This window comes from Planctomycetota bacterium (assembly GCA_016872555.1).
Lineage (GTDB): Bacteria > Planctomycetota > Planctomycetia > Pirellulales > UBA1268 > F1-20-MAGs016.
This window is the reverse complement of the sequence record VGZO01000020.1, coordinates 26,424-44,912: the sequence shown is the minus strand read 5'-3', so window position 1 is coordinate 44,912 and position 18,489 is coordinate 26,424. Positions and strand designations below refer to the sequence as shown.

Sequence of the window (18,489 nt, the reverse complement as noted above, 5' to 3'; positions counted from 1 at the left end):
GTGACCGTCCGCCGGCGTTGGCCACCTCGTCCCCCGCTATGCTCTCGCTCCCCGGGGATCGGCGAGTCCCCCGGGCGAGCGCCGTGGTGCCCGCCGGGCGTGCCATGAAACCGACGATCCTCCGCGACACCGTACGGGCACCCGATGGCACCGTGCTCACGCTCCATGAGCATGACGGGGAGTTCCTCATCCGGGCCGGCGGCGTCGAGCTGATGTCGACGCGGCAGCACCACTCCGAGGAGCGGCTGGCGGCGCTGGCCTGCGCGCCACTGGCCCTCGCCCGGCAGCCGCGCGTCGTCATCGGCGGGCTCGGCTTCGGGTTCACCCTGCGGGCGGCGCTCGAGATCCTCCCCGACGCCGCCCGGGTGATCGTCGCCGAGCTCGTGCCGGCCGTGGTCGCCTGGAACCGTGACCCGGCCTACGGCCTCGCCGGTGGCCTCCTCGACGATCCCCGGGTCGTCGTCACGATCGCCGACGTCGCCGACGTCATCGCCCGCCGCACGGCGCCATTCGACGCGATCCTCCTCGACGTCGACAACGGCGCCGCCGCGCTGGCCAACGCGTCCAACGCCCGGCTCTACACCGACGCCGGGCTGGCCCGCGCACGGGACGCCCTCGTGCCCGGCGGGTGCCTCGCCGTCTGGTCGGCCGTCGACGATCCCGACTTCGTCGCCCGGATGCGGCGCTGCGGGTTGGCCGTCGCGACCGAACGGGCGCGCGTCCACGCCACGGGGGGCGCCTGGAACCACCTGTTCATCGGGCGCAGGCCCCGGTGAACGGCGTCAGCGGGCCGCACCACCTTCGGCCGCGCCCGTGTCGACGACGTCGACGCGCCCGTCGGCGTGGGCGGTGACGGTGAGCAGCCGATCGTGGAAGCGGATCCCGGAGACCGTCAGCTCCGGCCAGTCGCGCGGGAGGCGCGGGTGGATCTCGTAGCCGGTCGCGGTGGCGCGGAACCCGAGGAACCCCTGGAGCATCACCTGCGGTACGAGCACGCTCTCGAGGAACTCCTCGTCGAGGCCGAGACCGCCGGCGGTCCCACCCCCCTGCAGCGTGCCGCGCCCCGGCGTGGCGTAGTACGTGCGGTAGCCCCCTTCCCCCTGCACCTCGCGGAACCACGCTGCGCTTCGTCGTCGACCGCGGTCCGAAGCGCCAGTGGTAGATGTCGGCGCGGCGCGACGTGTCGCCTGCCACGTCGCGCCGCCCGTCGATCCAATCGAGGATCGCCGCCGCCTGGTCGGGCCGCGCCATCCCCGCCCGCGCTCCGGCACCGAGCCCGCGGCCGCCCCACTCGACGCGCGCGAACGGCGCCACGATCGTCCCGCAGCGGAACGGCGGCGCGACGATCGTGACGTGATCGCCGGTGGCGCGGAGGCGGAGGCCGACGGCCGGATCGATGCCGAGCACCTCGGCGCCGTCGATCTCCCACCCGTCGGTGTTCGCCAGGGGCGCGAGGCCGAACATCTGCACCGCCCACGGGTCGCCGGCGACGGCGAAGTGGAATCCCGCGCCAGCGCTCTGCTGCCAGGCCGGAAACGGCCAGCCCGCCGAGTGGGCCATGCCGCGGTGCTGCTGCATCGAGACGTAACCCCCGTCGTCGATCCGTTTGGCGAGCAGCGCCGCCCGGTACTGCGCGCGCTTCTCCGCCGACGCCCACAGCGTGGCCTGCGGCAGCCAGCCGTCCCAGAGCGTGCAGGCGGAGAAGGCGCCGTCGTGGTGGAGGGCGTGCAGGCGGTGGAGCGTCTCCATCTCCGCCTCGCAGCCGGGCACGTGGAACCGCGGCAGGTCGGCCGCCGCGGCCACCACCCCCCACGCCGACAGCACGAAGCCGACGGCGTCGTCGAGACTCTCGACCATCGCGGCGTACGTCGGGCTCCGTTGCGGCTGCCGTGGATCGCCGCGGGCGCGGTGTTTGGCGACGAGCTCCGCCTTGGCGTCGAACGGGGCGTGGACGCTGAACGCCCAGTAGTTGAGGAACAGCGGCCGGTGGCGGTGCCGCTCCAGCCAGGCGACCGCCTCGCGCGCCATCCGGTCCTCGACGTGCTCCCCAGGCACCGTGGGAGTGAAGCCGGGAAAGCGCCAGGGGGCGACGTAGCTTCCCGCCGGCCCGGGGCCGGGCCAGTGGGGCACGTCGGTGTCGAAGCCCTGCTCGAGGGCGGAGAACGGTTCACGGCCGAGGTGCCACTTGCCGAAGTCGAGGACGAGAGCCGCGGCTGCGATGCCCTCGCCACCGGGGAAAGTACTGCTGCCCGGAGGCCACCGGCAATCCGCAGCGCCTGCCCGAGGGGACGGGCCGTGCCGCGGCCGGTCCGACCGTCACTCGCTGATCGGGGCCACACGCCGAAGGGTCATCTCGCTGCGGTTTTCGGTAATCAGCAGCGTGTCGTCAGGCTTGAGTTGCCCCTGCAGCACCGAGCGTGTCGCCGCCGAGTGGCCGAACTCGAGCGTGATCCGGTCGGCGGACGCGAGTTTCCAGGTGAACAGCCGATCGCCGGCGGGGGTCTGCATCTGCCGCGAGCCGAAGCCGCGCGGCTTGATCGTGATCCGCTCGCGGTCATTGGCCCAGACACCGACGAAGGCGTTTTTCGGCCGGGAGTCGCACCCGACGAGAACGGCCAGGCCGAGGGCGAGTGGCAGGAAACGACGAACATCCATCCGGGTCCACCGACGTTGTTCGGCATGCCAGCCATTGATCATGGAGCAAGTATTGCCGGGACGGGACGTATCCACCACCCCCGGGGGTTTGATCACGGGGAAACGTGGGCGGACGCACGTCCGGACCGGTGACTGAATGGACATCGACGCCTCCGGGATCGAACGATGGCGTCGCTGCCGCCGCTACGATACGGCGATCCTCCCCCGCCGGCCAGAGCCGCCGCATCGACGGAGCGACTGGATGGCGATGGCCGCGATCCACTCGACGGCCGAGGGCGTCGGGCATCGGGTGCGGCACCACGAGCGGCCTGGACACCACGGTATTCCCGCCGTCGTCCACCGCCGATCGCCGGGACGAGGTGCCGCGGGGCGGGGGTGGCGGGCTGACCGTCTCGGTGGCGTCGACGTGGAGGCAAAGGGGTGCGGCGGCCGCGGCGGCACGGGGGGTGTGGCAGGCTGCCGTGGCCTGGGGTAAGGAGTGGCGCACCCGCACCACGGTGGCGGACGACCGGGTATCCTCCGCCCGACGGGGTGCCGGCCGGCTCGGCACCGCCCCTGCACCACCCGCCGAGGAGCGTGCATGCCCCGCCCGCTGGTCGTCGTCACCGACTTCATCCGCCCGCCGCTCGACCACGAGGAGCGGATCCTCGGCGACCGCGCCGACGTCATCGCCCTCGAGGCCTTCTCCGAGGACCAGCTCGTCGGCCGGATCGAGCACGCCGACGCGATCATGATGTACCACTTCCTTTCGATCTCGCGGCGCACGATCGAGCGCCTCGGGCGCTGCCGGATCATCGTCCGCTGCGGTGTCGGCTTCGACAACGTCGACCGCGCCGCTGCCCGGGAGCGCGGGATCGCCGTCGCCAACGTCCCCGATTACGGCACCGAGGAGGTCGCCGACTCGGCGCTGGCGATGATCCTGACGATGACCCGCGGCGTGGCGTTCATGAACACGCGCCTCCAGCTCCGCCAGGGACCGTGGATCTACGAGCAGGTGCGGCCGCTCGAGCGCCTCCGCGGGATCGGGCTGGGGATCGTCGGCCTCGGCCGGATCGGCACGGCGCTGGCGCTCCGCGCGAAGGCGGTGGGCATGGCGGTGTCGTTTTACGACCCCTACGCCGTCGACGGCCTCGACAAGGCGCTCGGCGTGACGCGCTGCGACTCGCTCGAGGAATTGCTCCCGCGCGTCCGGGTGCTCTCGCTCCACTGCCCGCGCTCCGCCGAGACGCAGCACCTCGTCAACGCCCGCACGCTGGCGCTGTTGCCGCGCGGCGCTTTCCTCGTCAACACCGCCCGCGGCGGCTGCGTCGACGCCGCGGCGGTGCTGGCGGCGATCGACTCCGGGCAGCTCCGCGGCGCCGCCCTCGACGTCCTCGAGGAGGAGCCCCCTCCCGACGACGACCCGCTGATCGCCGCCTGGCGGACCCCCGGCACGGCCGCCCACGATCGGGTGATCGTCAATCCCCACGCGGCCTTCTATTCGGAGCAGGGCCTGGCCGATATGCGGATCAAGGGGAGCACGAACATCCGCCGCGTGCTCGACGGCCAGCCGCCGCGCAACGTCGTCAATTGACTCGGGAACCCACCGGCACGAACGCGGCGACGAGCAGGAGGGAGAGCGACGAGGCTGTCGGCGAACCAGCCGCTGGATTCGCGATCCACCGGCTCGGTCACCGCCGTTGCCGTGGGGCCTGCGACCGCGCCCGTGATCGGGTTCAATGGGGGTGAGCGTTCCCCGGGGTGACGAGCAGCCGATGGCCGACGACTGGTTCTACACGCAGGCCGAGGAACGGCACGGGCCGGTGACGTGGGACCGGCTGCGGAAACTCGCCCGCGACGGCTGGCTCCAGCCGACCGCCACGGTCTGGCAGCCGGGCTCCCCGCCACGCCCCGCCGCGGCGATCGACGGGCTGTTTCCCCTCTCGGTCGGCTCGATGCTGCAGCAGGCGATCGGTCAGTTGGTGCCGCCGCCTGCCGCCTCGCTCGCGCCCCCACCACCGCTTCCACCCGATCCAGCGTCCCGGTCGGGGCGCCGCCGACGGCGGCGGCGACGACGCCACGAGCGCGTCGAGGAGACGTTGCCGTTCGGATGGCAGCCGCGCCACGTCGTCGTGGCAGCCGGGAGCTTGCTCGCGGCGCTGGGGATCGCGTTTTTGTTCATCGATCCCACACCGCTGGCGCTGGTGTTCCTGCTCGGTGGCCTCGTGCTCATGGCCGGTGGACTGGTGGTCGAATTGCGCCGGGTGCTGTGCGGCGGCAAACGGCTCCGCACCGGGCCGCCTCCGGGCGACCGCGGCGCCCGGCCCGGTGGCCGGCGGCCGCATGGCCGGTGACCGGCGGTCCCGGGTAGACTCGTGCCGAGGGGAGGACCAGGCGATGCTCACGATCGGTGCCACGCCCTCCGGCGGCCGCCGCATCGGCCGCCGTGCCCTGCTCCGCGTCGGCGGCGCCGGACTGACGGGCGTCTCCGCGGGCGTGGCCGACGTCGCCGCCCTTCTCGGCTCGCCCGGCCGCACCGCGATCGCCGCCGAATCCCCCGCCGTCCCGCGCGGGCTCCTCCGCGACCGGTCGGTGATCTTCCTGTTCATGCACGGGGGGCCGTCGCAGCTGGAGTCGTTCGACCCCAAGGCCGACGGGCCGGCGAACGTCCGCTGCCAGACGGGCCTGGTGTCGACGGCGATTCCCGGGGTGGCGTTCGGTGCCACGTTCGAGCGGCTCGCCGCCCGGGCCCACCTCCTCCGCGTCGTCCGCTCGTTCACCACCGGCGACGGCAACCACGACATCAAGCCGGTCGTCGGGGCGGCGACGAGGCGCGCCAATCTCGGCGCCCTCTACGCGCGCGTCGCCGGCGCGACGCGCGCCCACAGCGCGATGCCGACCAATCTCGCCCTCTTCCCCCACGCCGTCTGTGCCGATGCCGGCCCGCCGATCACGCAGTTCGGCGACTTCGCCGCCAGCGGCGACCTCGGCCCGGCCTGCGCGCCGGTGGTCCCGGGCGCCGGTGGCGGCTTCCAGGACGACATGACGCTCCACGTCGATCCGGCGCGGCTCGGCGACCGCCGGGCGCTGGTCGCGGCGCTCGACCGCGGCCGCGCGTGGCGCGACGCCGCGGCCGTCCGCGGGGCGACGGCGATCCACGACTCCGCCTACGACGCCCTCCTCCGCGGCGTCTCCGACGCCTTCGACCTGTCGCGCGAGGATCCCGGCACCGTCGCCGCCTACGACACCGCGGCGCTGGTGGCCCCGGCAGCGATCGACCGGAAGTGGAACAACCACAAGCACTACGCCGACCACGGCCAATCGATCGGGAAGCTGCTGCTCCTCGCCCGGCGTCTCTGCGAGCGCGGCGCGGGATTCGTGACCGTGACGACGAGTTTCGTCTGGGACATGCATGCCGACGTCAACAACGCCCCCGTCGCCGAGGGGATGGGCTACGTCGGCGCGCCGTTCGACCACGCGGTCGCGGCGTTCATCGACGACTGCGAGGCGCGCGGCCTCGCTGACCGGATCCTGCTCGTGTGCTGCGGCGAGATGGGACGGACCCCCGCGCTCAACGCCGCCGGAGGCCGCGACCACTGGGGCGGCCTGGCCCCGCTGCTCCTCTACGGCGGCGGCATCGGCCGGGGAGTGGTCCACGGGCGTTCGACGCGCGATGGCGGCCAGCCGGCCGGTGACGCGGTCACGATCCCCGACCTCGTCGCGACGGTGCTCGACGCCCTCGTCGACCGCTCCCAGGCGCGGCTCGTCGACGGGTTGCCCGCATCGCTGCTGGCGGCGCTCGGGGAGGGGCGCTCGCTGCTCGGCGACACCTGACCGGCCGTGGAGATCGGCCTCCCCGGCCGTGCCTCACCGCGGCATCGGACCGCCGCCGCCGTTGGCTTCGGCATGGCTGAGGAACAGCAGCCGGTCGAGTGCGAACCTGGCGTCCCGGCCGTGGTCGCCGGCATCGCGCACGACACAGAGGATCTCGTCGTCCTCCAGATCGAGCGCCGCCTCCGTGCGGATCGTCCGGACGAGCACCGCGTCGCTTCCGTCGCCGCTCTCGCTGTCCATCAAGCGGATGATCGCCCGGATCACTTCGTCCGATCGACCGACACCGGCGTCATCGTCGGTTCCCGTGCGCATGGTTCATCCCCCGGTTGGTCGTGCGAATCCCGGTCCCCGTCCCCCGAACGGCTGTCACTGTACGCCGCCGGGTGGTCCGCGGGAAAGCACGCGAGCGCCGTCACGCCACCCCGGGCATGCCGCGCGCGAAGCCGCGCAAGCGGGGAAAAGCAGGCAAGCCGACTGCCGGTGCGACGGGGGCAGTGTCGTCGAAGCGCCGGCGTCCCGTCGTCGTAGGCCACGTCGCGGATCAAACCCACCCAAGCCGGGCGGTGGCGGCGTCAGCGCCGCCACGACAGTTGCACCGACAGCCCCGGTCCCGGGGCGAGGGGAACGACGTCGGTGCGTCCGGAGAGGAAACTGGTGCCCTGGAACAGCAGCCGGTCGAAGAGATAGTCGGCGGTCATCTCCAGGGCGAACCCGCGCGCCATGGCGCGCTCGAGCCCCACCGCGACGCGCTGGTTGAAGACGTAGAAGCGCTCGGCAGCGGCGGCGCGTTCGGCGAGGAAGTAGATCTCGGTGTCGGTCCGGTACAGCGCGACCGCGGAGAAGCCGGCGCCGAGACGGCGGCGGAGGATCGCCTGGGCGTTGACCAGCGGTGTGTATCCCAGCGACAGGCTCCAGTCGTCGTCGGGAGTCCACTCGAGGCCGAACGGCAGTCCCAGCTTCGCCTCGACGGTCGCGTTCGGCCGCCACACGTAGGCCAATCCCGGCAACGGGTAGGGAAGCTGCGACGTCGGGGAATAGAACAGGCTGACGTTCCATTCGTCGCTCTCGGCGGCCGCCGGCAGCGTGGCAAACAGGACCGCCAGCGCCGTCATGTCGCGCAGGGCCGCGAACGGCCGGTCGCTCGCCGACCCGACCAGGACCGTACCTCCCACGGTCGCACCGCTGGCCAGCGGGCGGATGTGGGTGACGCCGGTCTCGACGAGCCACAGTTGATCGGGCAGCGGCGTTCCCGAATCGGGGAGCACCAGGTCGCCTGCCAATTCCAACCGGCCGAACTTGCCGATCGCCAGCCACAGCGGCTCCCCCTCGACGGGTCGCACCAGCGGCACGCCGACGCGCGCGAACTGGGCGTTGAGGGCGACGCCCCCCGGCTGGCCCGAGGCTGCGGCCGCCGGTGCCCAGAACGCCCCCAGGCTCACCGGCGCGGGGCGCGCCGGCTTTCCGCTGGTGCGGCTCCGCGGCGGAGGAAGGCCGTCGTTGCCCTCGGTGCCGCCGGGGTCGAGCGCGTCGAGCGGTTCGATCACCGACGCCGGGAGGAACGAGTCGTCGACCGGCGGGAGCGGCAGCGGATGAGCCGGCGCGACCGCTGCCGGAGCGAGCGGCATCGGGGCCGGTTCCGAGGCCACCTCACCGCGCGCCGCCAGCCCGACAGTGGCCAGGACCAGGCTGACCCCGAGGAGTCGGACCGCGGCAGGCGGGGATCCGCGGTGTCGGTGAGGAACCATGAGGCTTCCCGGATGCGGCGCGGCCGCGCCGCACGCGGCGCCGTGGCAGCGCTGCGGCCCGGGATCGTAGCGACCATCGCCCTCCGGGACAGGAGCAAGTGAACCGACGGGTGGCGCAGTGGACTCCGGCAGGCGCCCGGATTGCCAGGTTGCCGCAGGCTGCCCCGCCGGGAGACCGAGTCGACCGACCCCGGCGCGAGGCGGCGCTGCCTCACGCGCTGCGTGAGCGGTCGCCGGGGGCGAGGGCCAGCGCGAGCGGGCAGTCGGTCGCCGGCGTCTCGCCCCGCCGGTAACGCCCGAGCAGTTCCCGCGAACGCTCGGCGAGGACGCGGCGGACCTCACGGCGCTTGCCACGGACGCGCGGGATCGCCAGCGAGTCGTAGGCGGTCGTCCGGTGCCGCATCCAGGCGATCACGGCCGCCTCCGCCCGGCGTTCGATCGGGATCCGCTCGGTCCGCGCGACGGTGCCGGGGTCTACACGCTCGCGGGGCTCCGCGCCCTGGCTTCTCCCACGATCGGGCCTGGAGAGTACACAATCCGTCTGCCGTTCGTCCTCTCCGCCGCCACTCCGAGCTGCCACGATGACGCCACTCCCTTCGCTCTTCGCCGCGCTGGTCGGCGCCATCGTCGGCGCGGTGATCGTCGCCGCCCGGCCGTCGTGGGCGGAAGCGGTGGGCCGCGCGCTCCTCAGCCTCCGCGGCGTCGTGGCGCTCGTCGCCATGGTCGCCGGAGCAGTGGCCCTCCTCCCCCGCCCGTTCGCGTCCGAGGCGATCGTCTGCGCCATCGGCCTCGGCACGCTCGCGGCGACGCTCGTCGTCGGCCTGTTGCTCTTCCCCGCCGAGACGCGCGGCGGCGGCGCGATCACGCCGGTGAAGCCACCCGCCGCACAGGCCGGGCTCGTCGAGCGCCGGCGACAGCCGTGGAGCAGCCTGGATCCGCACACGCTCCCCGCTGCCGCCGACCTGGTGCGCTGTGCGGAACTGGTCTACGAGCCGCCCGTGGAGTGGGAAGAGAGCGCCGGCCGGCTCGGGTTTTCCAAGTCCGTCGCCATGGTGGAGGGGTCGGCGAAGGGCGTCGTGCTGATCGCCGGCGACGAGGCCGTGATCGCCTTCCAGGGGACCGACGGCGCCGACGACGTCGGCGACTGGTTCACGAACCTCGACGCGGTGGTCGCGGACGCTCCCGCCGATCCCGTCCATCGCGGGTTTTTCCGGGCCTACCGGTCGCTCGCACCCCAACTGCAGACGATCCTCTCCCGGTACGGGATCCGCCACGTGTGGGTCACGGGTCACAGCCTCGGCGGCGCGATGGCGGTCCTCGGCGCGCTCGATCTGGTCCGCCTCGGCAAGGTCGAGGTCCGCGGCGTGATGACGTTCGGCCAGCCGCTGCTCCTCGCCCCGGGGTTCGCCGCCGAGGCCAACCGCCTCCTCTCCGGTCGCCACCTCCGGTTCGTCAACGAAGACGACATCGTGCCGCGGGTCGTGCCCGGCCTGCGCGGCGGCGGGAGCACGGTCTGGTTCCGCGACGGCACGCCGACGTTCACGCCGCCGCGGATGCGCGCGAGTGCCACCACCGCTGCCGCCGAGGCGCTGAGCGACGATGGCCCGGCACCGCTGTCGGACGAGGAATTCGCCGCCGCCAAGGCGCGCGTCGGCGGCCGCGACAAGCCCCCAGCCGGCGCGGAGGCGACGACCATGCGCGCCCTGCCCAACGCGACTGATCACGCCATGCAGCGCTACGTGGCCGCCGTCTGCCGGCACTTCGCACCGAGCCATTCCGCCCCGGCGCCGCAGTGACACTTCGTGGACATGGCCATCCCCATGGCTCATCGCCGGCGTCAGCGGAAGCCCCCGAGAGGTGCCCGCGGAGGCTCCCTTGCGGAAAAACCGCTTACCCATTTTTCCAAGGGGACCTTCCATCCCCCGACGGCTACACTCGGGGCTTCCGGCAAGGTGCTCGACCGGGCTTTGCCGGACGTCGTCATGAGCATCGTCGTCCGAGCGTGAGTGGCTCCCGGCGATGCCGCCCCCGGCACCCGGCTCCACCCGCCGCCCGGGTTGGCCGCTGCGAGCGGCGGGGCTCTTCCCCACGGCAGCCACGGATGGCCCGTCAGCGGCGGGCAGCGACCACGCCATGCCCCGATCCCGCACCACGACCGGCCCAACGACGCGCCCGCGATCGCGGCCAAAGCGGCGCGCCACCGTCCCTGCCTCCGGACGCCCCGGCGCGACGGGCAACGCCGGCGACGATCTCGTGGCAGCGCTGGCGGCCGGCGTGCGGATCGAGCCACGCGACTACCAGGCGCGGGTCGTCACCCGGGTCGTGGAGATGTTGTCGGGGCCGCACGTCGACCGCGGCGTCACGCTCCCCGAGGCCCGTTCGGTGATCGTCGAGAGCCCGACGGGCAGCGGCAAGACGGTGATCGGGCTGCTCGTCGCCAAGTGGGCCCAGGACCACCTCGGGATGCGCGTCGCCTGGACGGCGATGCGCCGCAATTTGCTCGCCCAGGTGCAGCGCGAGAACGACCAGCGCGGCTTCGGGATCGACCTCCTCGCGGTGTCGATGTTCGACCGCTCACCGCCGCGCGCCGACCTGCTGATCGTCGACGAGGCCCAGCACGACGCCACGGCGAGCATGGCCTCGCTCCACGCCGCCGTCGGCGCCCGCAAGGTGCTCGGCCTGTCGGCCACCCCCTACCGCGCCGACCGCCACGGGCTGTGCTTCGAGCGTTCGGTCCGCGATGCGGGAATCCGCCAGCTCGTCCTCGACGGCTACCTCTCCCCGTTCGCCCACTACACGATCGCCGGCTATTCGCCCGAATCGGTCGCCGCGACCTATCTCCGCGAGCCGGGGTTGTGGGGCCGGTCGCTGGTGTTCTTCCGGACGATCGCCGAATGCCGGAAATGTGCCGCGCGATTGGCCGCCGGCGGCGTCGCCTGTGAGGTGGTCACCGGCGACAGCGACCGGGAAGCGCAGATCGAGCGCTTCGAACACGGCGCGGCAACCGTGGTCCTGTCAGTCGCCGTGCTCGCCGAGGGGTTCGACTGCCCGGGCCTGGAGACGGTGTTTTGCCGCCCGTCGGGCAAGGGGCCGGCGGTGCAGATGGCCGGCCGCGTGCTGCGCCGGGCCGCCGACGTACCGCTCAAGCGGATCGTCCAGTGCCGCGCCACGAAGCATCCGTTCACCGCCAGCGCCCTGCCCGCCGCACAGTACGTCGAAGCCGACGACGGCTGGCTTTCGATCGGGCTCAACGGCCGTGTCGAGGCGGTCACGAAGCGGATGCTCGAGCTGCTCGTTCGCCTCTCGAAGGCCGACGAGACTCGTGCGGGGGGCCGCCGCGGCCGTCGCGGTGCGGTCCCCGCCCGTGGCCTCCGGCCGATCCGGCGCTGGAACTACCGCCTCGAGGAGGCGCGCGACCGGTTCGAGCGGCCGCCGCGCGACCCCCAGGCTTCATGGATCGACGACGGCACGTGGTGACGGAGACGGACAACGCACCGGCAACCAGGGAGGAGAGGATCATGGTCGACGTGGCACACGGCAGCGGGGAGACGGGCGGCGGACGGGTGCGCGTGGAGCCGCGCGTGACCACGCTGGGGTCGCTGCGGATCACCGCGGCCGCACCCGAGACGGCGAAGCGCCAACGCGAGACGCTGCTCCCGGAGAAGGCACTGCTCGATGTCGACGGCCAGAAGTGTGTCGTCACCCCGCGGTTCTGGAAGTCGGTGTTCGCCCGCTACCGGTTCGGCGCGAGCACGTTCCGCTACTTCCGCCCGGAGGAGGTGTTCGGGCGGATCTGCGAAGTCTCGCGTGACGACCGGCTGCGCGTGATGGTCGAGCTGCCGCCGAGCGGGCCGCCTCAGGCCCTCGCCGTCTCCGATCCCCGCCAGCCGCTGGTCACGATCGACGACATGCGCGACCTCGTCCGCAGCCACGGGGCCGAGCGGCCGTTCTACCGCGACGGCGTCATCGGCTGCACGTTCATGCCGAAGAGCGGCGAGAGGGGCCTGGCGATCGGTGCCGACGAGTTCGCCAACCGGTTCACGCTCGACGTGCCGATCGACGGCTTCGGCAGCCCGCGGATCCACGTCGCTCTCCTGCGGCTGATCTGCACCAACGGCCTCGTCGGCCATCACCGCGCCTTCGCCAGCGACGTGCCGGCCAGCCGCAATCCGCTCCACACGTTGAAGCGCGCCATCGAGTGCTTCGACCACGCCGACGGCTACGCCGCGATCCGTGAGCGCTTCCTGGCGGCGCAGACGTCGTGGGCGTCGGTCCGCGAGGCCCATGCCCTCCACCGCCAGATCGTCAAGGCGAAGCTCATCGATCCCGCCGGCAAGGGGCGCGTGATCGAGAGCTTCGACCGGCTCACCGGCCGGATCCAGGAGTTCTACGGCGTCACCAACGTCGATACGCTGCCGCCGCGGCGCCAGCGGCTGCTGCCCGTGAAGTGCCGCGTCTACGATCTGCTCAATCTCGCCAGCGAAGTCGCGACCCACTCGGCCGCACCGCGCGAGGCGGTCGCGATCCAGCACTGGATCGGGTCGACGCTCGCCGACGAGTTCGACCTCGAGGGCACTGCCGAGATCGCCACCGAGTTCGCCGACCTCCTCGTCGACGGTCGGGCCGACCCGACCGGGGCGGGCCGGGACACGCCATGACGCACGTCGATCTCGATCTCATCCAGACGCTCGCGCTCGGCGGGGCGACGCTGTTTCTCGGGTTCGCGGTCGTCGCGGCCGTGCCGCCGCTGCGCCGGTTCAACGTGCCGGCGGCAGTCGTCGGCGGCCTGCTCGTCGCCGTCGCGGTGTCGGTCGCGCGGGCGACGGGCGTCGCCACGGTCGGGTTCGACACCACCCTGCAGACACCGCTGATGACGGCCTTTTTCACGTCGATCGGGCTCAGTGCCAGCCTGTCGCTGCTGCGCGTCGGGAGCGGGCAGGCGCTGTTGTTCTTGGCGTTGGCCAGCGCCCTCGCGATGATCCAAAACCTGATCGGCATCGGCGTGGCGCTCGCGTTCGGCGAGCCGCCGCTGCTCGGCGTGCTGATGAGTTCGACGGCGCTGGCCGGGGGCCCGGCGACGGCATTGGCGTTCGCACCGCAGTTCGAGGCGGCGGGCGTGCCGGCCGCGGCCACGCTGGCGGTCGCCGCGGCGATGGGGGGGATCGTCCTCGGCGGCCTGCTCGGCGGCCCGATCGCCACCCACCTCCTCGAGCGCGATCGACGGCTCGTCGCCGGCCATCGGGACCCTCCGTTCACGGCGCCGGCGACCGCCGGCGACTACCCCGGCCGCGCCGCCTACGAGCCCGACGCGACCGCCCCGGCCGACGACGAGGAGGGCAGCATCCGCGATGCGCTCCGCGCCCTGACGGTGCTCCTGGTCGCGATGGCCGTCGGCGGCATCGTGAGCGCGGGGTTGAAGCGTGCCGGCCTCACGCTCCCGGGCTATGTCGGGGCGATGCTCGCCGGCGCCGCGATCCGTAACCTCGACGACACGACCGGCGCGATCCGGATCCCCCACGACCTGGCCGCGAAGATCGGCGCGGTGTGCCTGACGCTGTTTCTCACGATCGCGCTGGTCAACCTCAAGCTCTGGGAGTTGGCGTCGCTGGCGCTGCCGCTGGCGGTCAATCTCGGCCTCCAGGCGGCCGCGGTCGCGGCGTTCTGCGCGTGGCTGGTCTATCCGCTGATGGGGCGCGATTACGACGCGGCGGTGATGACCGGCGGGTTCACCGGGTTCATGCTCGGCACGACGGCCAATGCGATGGCGGTAATGAACACGCTCGTCGAGCGCTTCGGCCCGGCCCCCCGCGCTTTCGTGGTCGCCCCGATCGTGGGCGCGTTCTTCATCGATTTCACCAACGCGATCGTGATCACCACGTTCCTCGACCTGCTGTCGTGAACCGGCCGGTCAGCGAACGGACCTCGACGGAAGCGCCGAGCGACTGCTACCGGCCACGGTATGATAAGGGCCATGCCGTCCCGTCCCCTCTACATCCCGCGGTACACGGTCGACGACTACCGTCGTTGGAGCGGCGACTGGCAGCTCATCGACGGAGTGGCGATCGCCATGACGCCCAGCCCGTTCGGCCCGCACGAGCGGGTCGTCTCGCGGCTGTCCCGGACGGTCGGCAATCAGATCGAGGCCGGGGGCTGCCCGTGCGAGGTCTACACGAATCTCGACTGGATCATCGACCTCCACACCGTCGTTCGGCCTGACATCATGGTCGTCTGTGGCGAGCAACCCCAACGGCATCTCGAGCGACCTCCCGCGATCGTCGTCGAGGTCGTGTCGGAGGCGACGCGAGCGCAGGATCTCGTGCTCAAGCGGGCGCTGTACCGTGAGCACGAGGTCCGGCACTACCTCGTGATCGATCCCGCTGCCCGATCAGTCGAGCACGTGACCGCCGAGGGCTCCAGCCTCTCCGGTCCGTCCGACCGAGTCGAGCTCTTGCTCGGGGGCCCCGGCGACTGCCGACTCGTGGTCGACTGCAGCCGGCTGTTCGACTGACAAAGGCCATGGATGGCTTTGTCCACGGACAGCCGGCGCCTGCCTGCCGTGGCTGAGGGCATGACGCCACCCCGTGTCCGTCCATCATCGGTTCCCTTCCGGCTGCCTGAGGGCCTGGAGATGCTCGCGGAGCAACTCGCCTCGCGCGCCGCGGGCCGACTCACGGCCGAGGACCGTGGCCCCGGCGTCGACGTGCGCCGCCAGCTCGTAGACGCCGTCGCCCTGCACGCCAATCTCCTCGAGCGTGAACGTCACGACGATCCCGCGCCGCCAACCCCCCGAGCGCTCGACGGCGGCGCGGCGCACGACGAGCGACTCCCGCTCGATCTCGATTTCGACGCGCCCATACGCCGTGGCGACGCCGGCCCGCGGAGTCGCCCGGATGAGGTCGTGGCCGTCGCCGCCGTCGAACCGCTGCAGGTCGAACTCGGCCAGCAGCGTCTCGAGGAGCGTCGCCAGGTCGAGCGATCGCAGATCGCAGACCTCCGCCAGCGCCTCCGGGACCTCCGTGGCGTCAAACAGCGCCGCCGTGTCCCGCGACGGCGCGAACCACACCGCTCCCGTCGCGTCGCGCCCCCATGCCACCGGCCGCCCCGCGACGAGGGCGATCTGGACGAACCGGGAGCCACGGACCCACAACGTCGACGCCGGCACGGCACTGCGTTGCGCGGCGGCAAACCGCCACTGCCGCGCAGGGCCGACGGAGACCGAATAGCGGCGATCCTCCGCGGGGCGACTGGCCGCCAGGGCACGCTGCACCGCATCGACGGCGCCGGCGTCGGCCGACGGCGGCAGCATCAGCCATAGCCCCGCCCCGCCGGCGATCAGCGCCGCACCACCCCACGCCAGCTTCCGGCCGAACGCGCGCCGCGGCACGACGGGAGCCTGTCGTGGTTCATGCCAGCCGCCGGCGTCGCGGAGGAGCGCGTGGAGTCGTGCCCGGTCGGCGAGCAGGCCGACGGCGGCAGGATCCGCGGCGAGCGCGCGGCCGAGCGTCTGCTCGTCGTCGGCCGACGGGTCGCCGTCGACCCAGGCATCGATCGCGCGCTTCACGTCGTCGTCGATCATTCACCCGCTCCCGCAGCGAGCCGCCGGCCGATGCAGTCGGCGAGGGCCTCCCGGATCCGAAACAACGCCACGCGGACCGATCCCGGTGTCGATCGCACGCCGTGGGCGATGGCGGTGATCGCCAGGCCGTCGTGGTACCGCATCCGCACCAGCGCCCGGGATCGCTCGGTGAGCGTTGCCAGGCATTCCTCGAGCGCCTCGCGGCGCGGCGACACGTCGTCGTGGGTCGCGGCCAGCGACTCCGCGAGCCGATCGAGCACGTCGGGGCCGAGCACGAGGCGCTGCCGCTGCGAGCTGCGGTAATGGTCGACGATCCGCGACTTCGCGAGCCACAGGACCCAGCCCACGAACGGGCGCTTCTCGTCGTATTCCTCGAAGCGCCGGGCCACGGTCAGCGCCACCTGCTGGAGCACGTCCTCCCGGTCGGCGGTCGACCTGATCGCGGCGGCGACGTAGGCGCGGACGGACGGCTCGACCGCCAGCCAGGAGCGGGCGAGCTGTTCGCGGATTTCGATTTCGCGGGGAGAGCTCATGCCATGCCGCCGCTTCCGGGCGGGATCACTTGTCCTCCGGCGGGCGGCGGAACCCCTGGTCGGGGCCCCGTTCGCCGCGCTCGGGCGCGCCTGGTCGCCCGCCGGCCTGCTGCATGTATTGCCGCATGCGCGCCATTCCCTCCTCGAATTCCTCGCGCGACAGCGATCCGTTGCCATCGCGGTCGAGCCGACCGAAGGCCGCATCGCCAAGACCGGCCGCGCCCGGCCGCTGCCCTTCGGGGCGCTGCGGCTGCTCGGCGCCGGGGCGCTGGGGCCGCTGCCCCTCCGGGCGGCGGAATCCCGCGCGACCGGCACCGGCCATCGAACGCATCTGCTCCGCGGCGGCCTCCATCTCCTTTTCGTCGAGCATGCCGTCGCCGTCGGTGTCGATACGGGCGAAATACTGCTCGATCATCGCCGTGCGCGCCTTGACGAACTCCGTGAGGTTCAAGCGACCGTCGCCGTCGGTGTCGGCCCGCTTCACCATCTCGGCAGGCGATGGCTCCCCGGCCGGCTGGGCAACCGCTGCCGGCGCGAGGAGGCCGACCACGAGGAGGAACGACGACGGGCGTACGACGAAATTCATGGCGAATCTCCGGGGAACGGTCGGGGTAATAGTTCGAACGAATAACGGTCAGGCGGGGAAGCGCCCCGACCCGGTCAGGCGAGGATCTCCCGATGGACGGTGCCGTGCACGTCGGTGAGCCGGAAGTCGCGGCCCGCGTAGGGATAGGTGAGCCGCTCGTGGTCGAGGCCGAGGAGGTGGAGCAGCGTGGCGTGCCAGTCGTGGATGTGCATCCGCTTGTCGACGGCCTCGTAGCCATGGTCGTCGGTGGCACCGTGGGCGATGCCCCCCTTCACGCCGCCACCGGCCATCCACAGCGTGAACCCCTTGTTGTTGTGATCACGGCCGTCGGCTCCCTGGCTGTGCGGCGTGCGGCCGAACTCGCCCCCCCAGATCACGAGCGTGTCGGCGAGGAGCCCGCGGTCGGCGAGATCGCCGAGCAGGCCGGCGATCGGGCGGTCCACCTGGCGGGCGGTGTTGGCCAGCGCCGTGCCGAGGTTGAAATGATGATCCCAGTTGCCGTGCGTCACCTGCACGAAGCGCACGCCGGCCTCCGCCAGCCGCCGCGCCATCAGGCACTGCCGGCCAACGGCGTCGGTATCGTCGGCGCCCACGCCGTAGCGGTCGAGCGTGGCCTTGGTCTCGCGGGAGATATCCATTACCTTCGGGACTTCGTCCTGCATCCGGAAGGCGAGCTCGTACGACTCGATCACGCCCTCGGTATCGGGGCTCGAGCCGCCGTCGAGACCGAGCCGCGAGGCGTTGAGCCGCTGGATGAAATCCACCTGGTCGCGCTGGGCCGCCCGGTCGAGGAGCGGGCTGTCGATATTCGCCACCGACGTCGGATCGCCACCGCCACGGCGGCCGGCGAAACCCGGCCCACGCCCGCCGCCGACGCGCGTCGCCTGGTAGACGGCCGGGAGAAACGCGCTGCCGAACGCCCGCGCGGCGGCGACGGGCGGATTGATGACGATGAACCCTGGCAGGTTCCGGTTTTCGGTGCCGAGGCCGTACAGCGTCCAGGCGCCCAGCGACGGCCGCACGAACTGTGCCGTGCCGGTGTGGAGCTGCGCGAAGGCCTGCGGGTGGGCCGGCAGATCGGTGGCCATCGAGTTGATCACGCACAGCGAGTCGGCGTGCCGGGCGACCTCGTCGAACAGGCTCGACACCCACAGGCCACTCGTGCCGCGCTGGCTGAATTTCCAGCGCGGCGCCATCAGCGTCGCGCGCCCGCCGCGGCCGGCGGCCGCCGGCGCGGCCTGGTCGGCGTCGGCGATGAGCTTCGGCTTGTGGTCGAACGTGTCGACGTGCGACGGCCCACCCTGCATGCACAGGAAGATCACCCGCTTGGCCCGAGGAGGGAAGTGCGGGGCCTTCGGGGCCAGCGGGCCCGCGACGATCGCCCGCTCGTCCGCCTCGGCACGGAGCGCCGAGAAGGCGAGGAGGCCGAAGCCGTTGGCAGAGTGACGCAGCCACTCGCGCCGCGATCCCTGGCTCGCGGGGACTCGGCAACTGGTCGGAGACGGGCGCGGCATGGTCGGTGGATCCCGGGGCGACAGCGGGTTTTGCATGACGTGATCGGCCGCGGGATGCGGCCGACGG

Annotated in this window: 17 protein-coding genes and 1 pseudogene; 9 read left to right on the top strand and 9 right to left on the bottom strand. The window is 72.6% G+C overall.

The features are described 5' to 3' along the window. The first annotated feature begins 104 nt into the window (after positions 1-104). The gene (locus FJ309_08765; GenBank protein MBM3954689.1) at positions 105-776 is read left to right on the top strand and encodes a spermidine synthase; all 672 of its coding nucleotides are present in this window, start codon (positions 105-107) and stop codon (positions 774-776) included. Here the strand turns inward: FJ309_08765 and FJ309_08760 are convergent. Together FJ309_08760 and FJ309_08755 are read right to left on the bottom strand one after the other, a co-directional pair. After that, positions 754-2,220 (bottom strand): hypothetical protein, encoded by a 1,467-nt coding sequence (locus tag FJ309_08760; protein ID MBM3954688.1) that lies wholly within the window; start codon positions 2,218-2,220, stop codon positions 754-756. The two genes, FJ309_08765 and FJ309_08760, sit on opposite strands and share 23 nt — an antisense overlap. 96 nt (positions 2,221-2,316) lie before the next feature. Beyond that, the gene (locus FJ309_08755) at positions 2,317-2,655 is read right to left on the bottom strand and encodes a hypothetical protein (GenBank protein ID MBM3954687.1); all 339 of its coding nucleotides are present in this window, start codon (positions 2,653-2,655) and stop codon (positions 2,317-2,319) included. Between the two features lie 580 nt (positions 2,656-3,235). Here FJ309_08755 and FJ309_08750 point away from each other — a divergent pair. The 3 genes from FJ309_08750 to FJ309_08740 all read left to right on the top strand — a co-directional run bounded on the left by FJ309_08750 (position 3,236) and on the right by FJ309_08740 (position 6,468). Then, on the top strand, positions 3,236-4,228 hold the full coding sequence (locus tag FJ309_08750) for a C-terminal binding protein (protein ID MBM3954686.1): 993 nt from the start codon (positions 3,236-3,238) through the stop codon (positions 4,226-4,228). Positions 4,229-4,409: 181 nt separating this feature from the next. Beyond that, complete coding sequence (locus FJ309_08745; GenBank protein ID MBM3954685.1) at positions 4,410-4,988, top strand: DUF4339 domain-containing protein; 579 nt, start codon at positions 4,410-4,412, stop codon at positions 4,986-4,988. 43 nt (positions 4,989-5,031) lie between these two features. Further along, entirely contained in the window at positions 5,032-6,468 is a 1,437-nt protein-coding gene (locus tag FJ309_08740) for a DUF1501 domain-containing protein (GenBank protein ID MBM3954684.1), read from the top strand. A gap of 33 nt (positions 6,469-6,501) precedes the next feature. On the opposite strand, the gene FJ309_08735 is transcribed toward FJ309_08740, so the two are convergent. The 3 genes and pseudogenes from FJ309_08735 to FJ309_08725 form a co-directional block, all read right to left on the bottom strand. Beyond that, positions 6,502-6,780 (bottom strand): hypothetical protein, encoded by a 279-nt coding sequence (locus tag FJ309_08735; protein MBM3954683.1) that lies wholly within the window; start codon positions 6,778-6,780, stop codon positions 6,502-6,504. 260 nt (positions 6,781-7,040) lie between these two features. Continuing rightward, positions 7,041-8,093, bottom strand: a complete 1,053-nt coding sequence (locus FJ309_08730; GenBank protein ID MBM3954682.1) for a hypothetical protein — start codon at positions 8,091-8,093, stop codon at positions 7,041-7,043. Positions 8,094-8,424: 331 nt separating this feature from the next. Then, positions 8,425-8,682 (bottom strand): annotated as a pseudogene (locus tag FJ309_08725) (DUF2293 domain-containing protein). 112 nt (positions 8,683-8,794) lie between these two features. Between FJ309_08725 and FJ309_08720 the strand changes: the two are divergent. The 5 genes from FJ309_08720 to FJ309_08700 all read left to right on the top strand — a co-directional run bounded on the left by FJ309_08720 (position 8,795) and on the right by FJ309_08700 (position 14,721). Further along, positions 8,795-10,009: a lipase family protein gene (locus FJ309_08720; protein MBM3954681.1), complete on the top strand. Its 1,215-nt coding sequence runs from the start codon at positions 8,795-8,797 to the stop codon at positions 10,007-10,009. A gap of 223 nt (positions 10,010-10,232) precedes the next feature. Then, the gene (locus FJ309_08715) at positions 10,233-11,690 is read left to right on the top strand and encodes a helicase (protein ID MBM3954680.1); all 1,458 of its coding nucleotides are present in this window, start codon (positions 10,233-10,235) and stop codon (positions 11,688-11,690) included. Between the two features lie 41 nt (positions 11,691-11,731). Then, complete coding sequence (locus FJ309_08710; GenBank protein ID MBM3954679.1) at positions 11,732-12,871, top strand: DUF932 domain-containing protein; 1,140 nt, start codon at positions 11,732-11,734, stop codon at positions 12,869-12,871. Beyond that, positions 12,868-14,112, top strand: a complete 1,245-nt coding sequence (locus FJ309_08705; protein ID MBM3954678.1) for a sodium/glutamate symporter — start codon at positions 12,868-12,870, stop codon at positions 14,110-14,112. The genes FJ309_08710 and FJ309_08705 overlap by 4 nt, the downstream gene beginning before the upstream one ends. A 60-nt stretch (positions 14,113-14,172) precedes the next feature. Further along, entirely contained in the window at positions 14,173-14,721 is a 549-nt protein-coding gene (locus FJ309_08700) for a Uma2 family endonuclease (GenBank protein MBM3954677.1), read from the top strand. Between the two features lie 84 nt (positions 14,722-14,805). On the opposite strand, the gene FJ309_08695 is transcribed toward FJ309_08700, so the two are convergent. The 4 genes from FJ309_08695 to FJ309_08680 form a co-directional block, all read right to left on the bottom strand. Further along, complete coding sequence (locus FJ309_08695; GenBank protein ID MBM3954676.1) at positions 14,806-15,789, bottom strand: hypothetical protein; 984 nt, start codon at positions 15,787-15,789, stop codon at positions 14,806-14,808. After that, complete coding sequence (locus tag FJ309_08690) at positions 15,786-16,322, bottom strand: sigma-70 family RNA polymerase sigma factor (GenBank protein MBM3954675.1); 537 nt, start codon at positions 16,320-16,322, stop codon at positions 15,786-15,788. The genes FJ309_08695 and FJ309_08690 overlap by 4 nt, the downstream gene beginning before the upstream one ends. A gap of 25 nt (positions 16,323-16,347) precedes the next feature. Then, positions 16,348-16,908, bottom strand: coding sequence for a hypothetical protein (locus FJ309_08685; GenBank protein MBM3954674.1), 561 nt, complete (start codon positions 16,906-16,908; stop codon positions 16,348-16,350). Positions 16,909-16,982: 74 nt separating this feature from the next. Further along, positions 16,983-18,422, bottom strand: coding sequence for a DUF1501 domain-containing protein (locus tag FJ309_08680; protein MBM3954673.1), 1,440 nt, complete (start codon positions 18,420-18,422; stop codon positions 16,983-16,985). Between the last annotated feature and the right edge of the window lie 67 nt (positions 18,423-18,489).

Excerpts from the sequence above, each read along its gene's own strand:
- FJ309_08765 (MBM3954689.1), top strand. The coding sequence starts at position 105 with ATGAAACCGACGATCCTCCGCGACACCGTACGGGCACCCGATGGCACC.
- FJ309_08755 (MBM3954687.1), bottom strand. The coding sequence starts at position 2,655 with ATGGATGTTCGTCGTTTCCTGCCACTCGCCCTCGGCCTGGCCGTTCTC.
- FJ309_08750 (MBM3954686.1), top strand. The coding sequence starts at position 3,236 with ATGCCCCGCCCGCTGGTCGTCGTCACCGACTTCATCCGCCCGCCGCTC.
- FJ309_08745 (MBM3954685.1), top strand. The coding sequence starts at position 4,410 with ATGGCCGACGACTGGTTCTACACGCAGGCCGAGGAACGGCACGGGCCG.
- FJ309_08740 (MBM3954684.1), top strand. The coding sequence starts at position 5,032 with ATGCTCACGATCGGTGCCACGCCCTCCGGCGGCCGCCGCATCGGCCGC.
- FJ309_08735 (MBM3954683.1), bottom strand. The coding sequence starts at position 6,780 with ATGCGCACGGGAACCGACGATGACGCCGGTGTCGGTCGATCGGACGAA.
- FJ309_08730 (MBM3954682.1), bottom strand. The coding sequence starts at position 8,093 with ATGCCGCTCGCTCCGGCAGCGGTCGCGCCGGCTCATCCGCTGCCGCTC.
- FJ309_08720 (MBM3954681.1), top strand. The coding sequence starts at position 8,795 with ATGACGCCACTCCCTTCGCTCTTCGCCGCGCTGGTCGGCGCCATCGTC.
- FJ309_08715 (MBM3954680.1), top strand. The coding sequence starts at position 10,233 with ATGCCGCCCCCGGCACCCGGCTCCACCCGCCGCCCGGGTTGGCCGCTG.
- FJ309_08710 (MBM3954679.1), top strand. The coding sequence starts at position 11,732 with ATGGTCGACGTGGCACACGGCAGCGGGGAGACGGGCGGCGGACGGGTG.
- FJ309_08705 (MBM3954678.1), top strand. The coding sequence starts at position 12,868 with ATGACGCACGTCGATCTCGATCTCATCCAGACGCTCGCGCTCGGCGGG.
- FJ309_08700 (MBM3954677.1), top strand. The coding sequence starts at position 14,173 with ATGATAAGGGCCATGCCGTCCCGTCCCCTCTACATCCCGCGGTACACG.
- FJ309_08695 (MBM3954676.1), bottom strand. The coding sequence starts at position 15,789 with ATGATCGACGACGACGTGAAGCGCGCGATCGATGCCTGGGTCGACGGC.
- FJ309_08690 (MBM3954675.1), bottom strand. The coding sequence starts at position 16,322 with ATGAGCTCTCCCCGCGAAATCGAAATCCGCGAACAGCTCGCCCGCTCC.
- FJ309_08685 (MBM3954674.1), bottom strand. The coding sequence starts at position 16,908 with ATGAATTTCGTCGTACGCCCGTCGTCGTTCCTCCTCGTGGTCGGCCTC.
- FJ309_08680 (MBM3954673.1), bottom strand. The coding sequence starts at position 18,422 with ATGCCGCGCCCGTCTCCGACCAGTTGCCGAGTCCCCGCGAGCCAGGGA.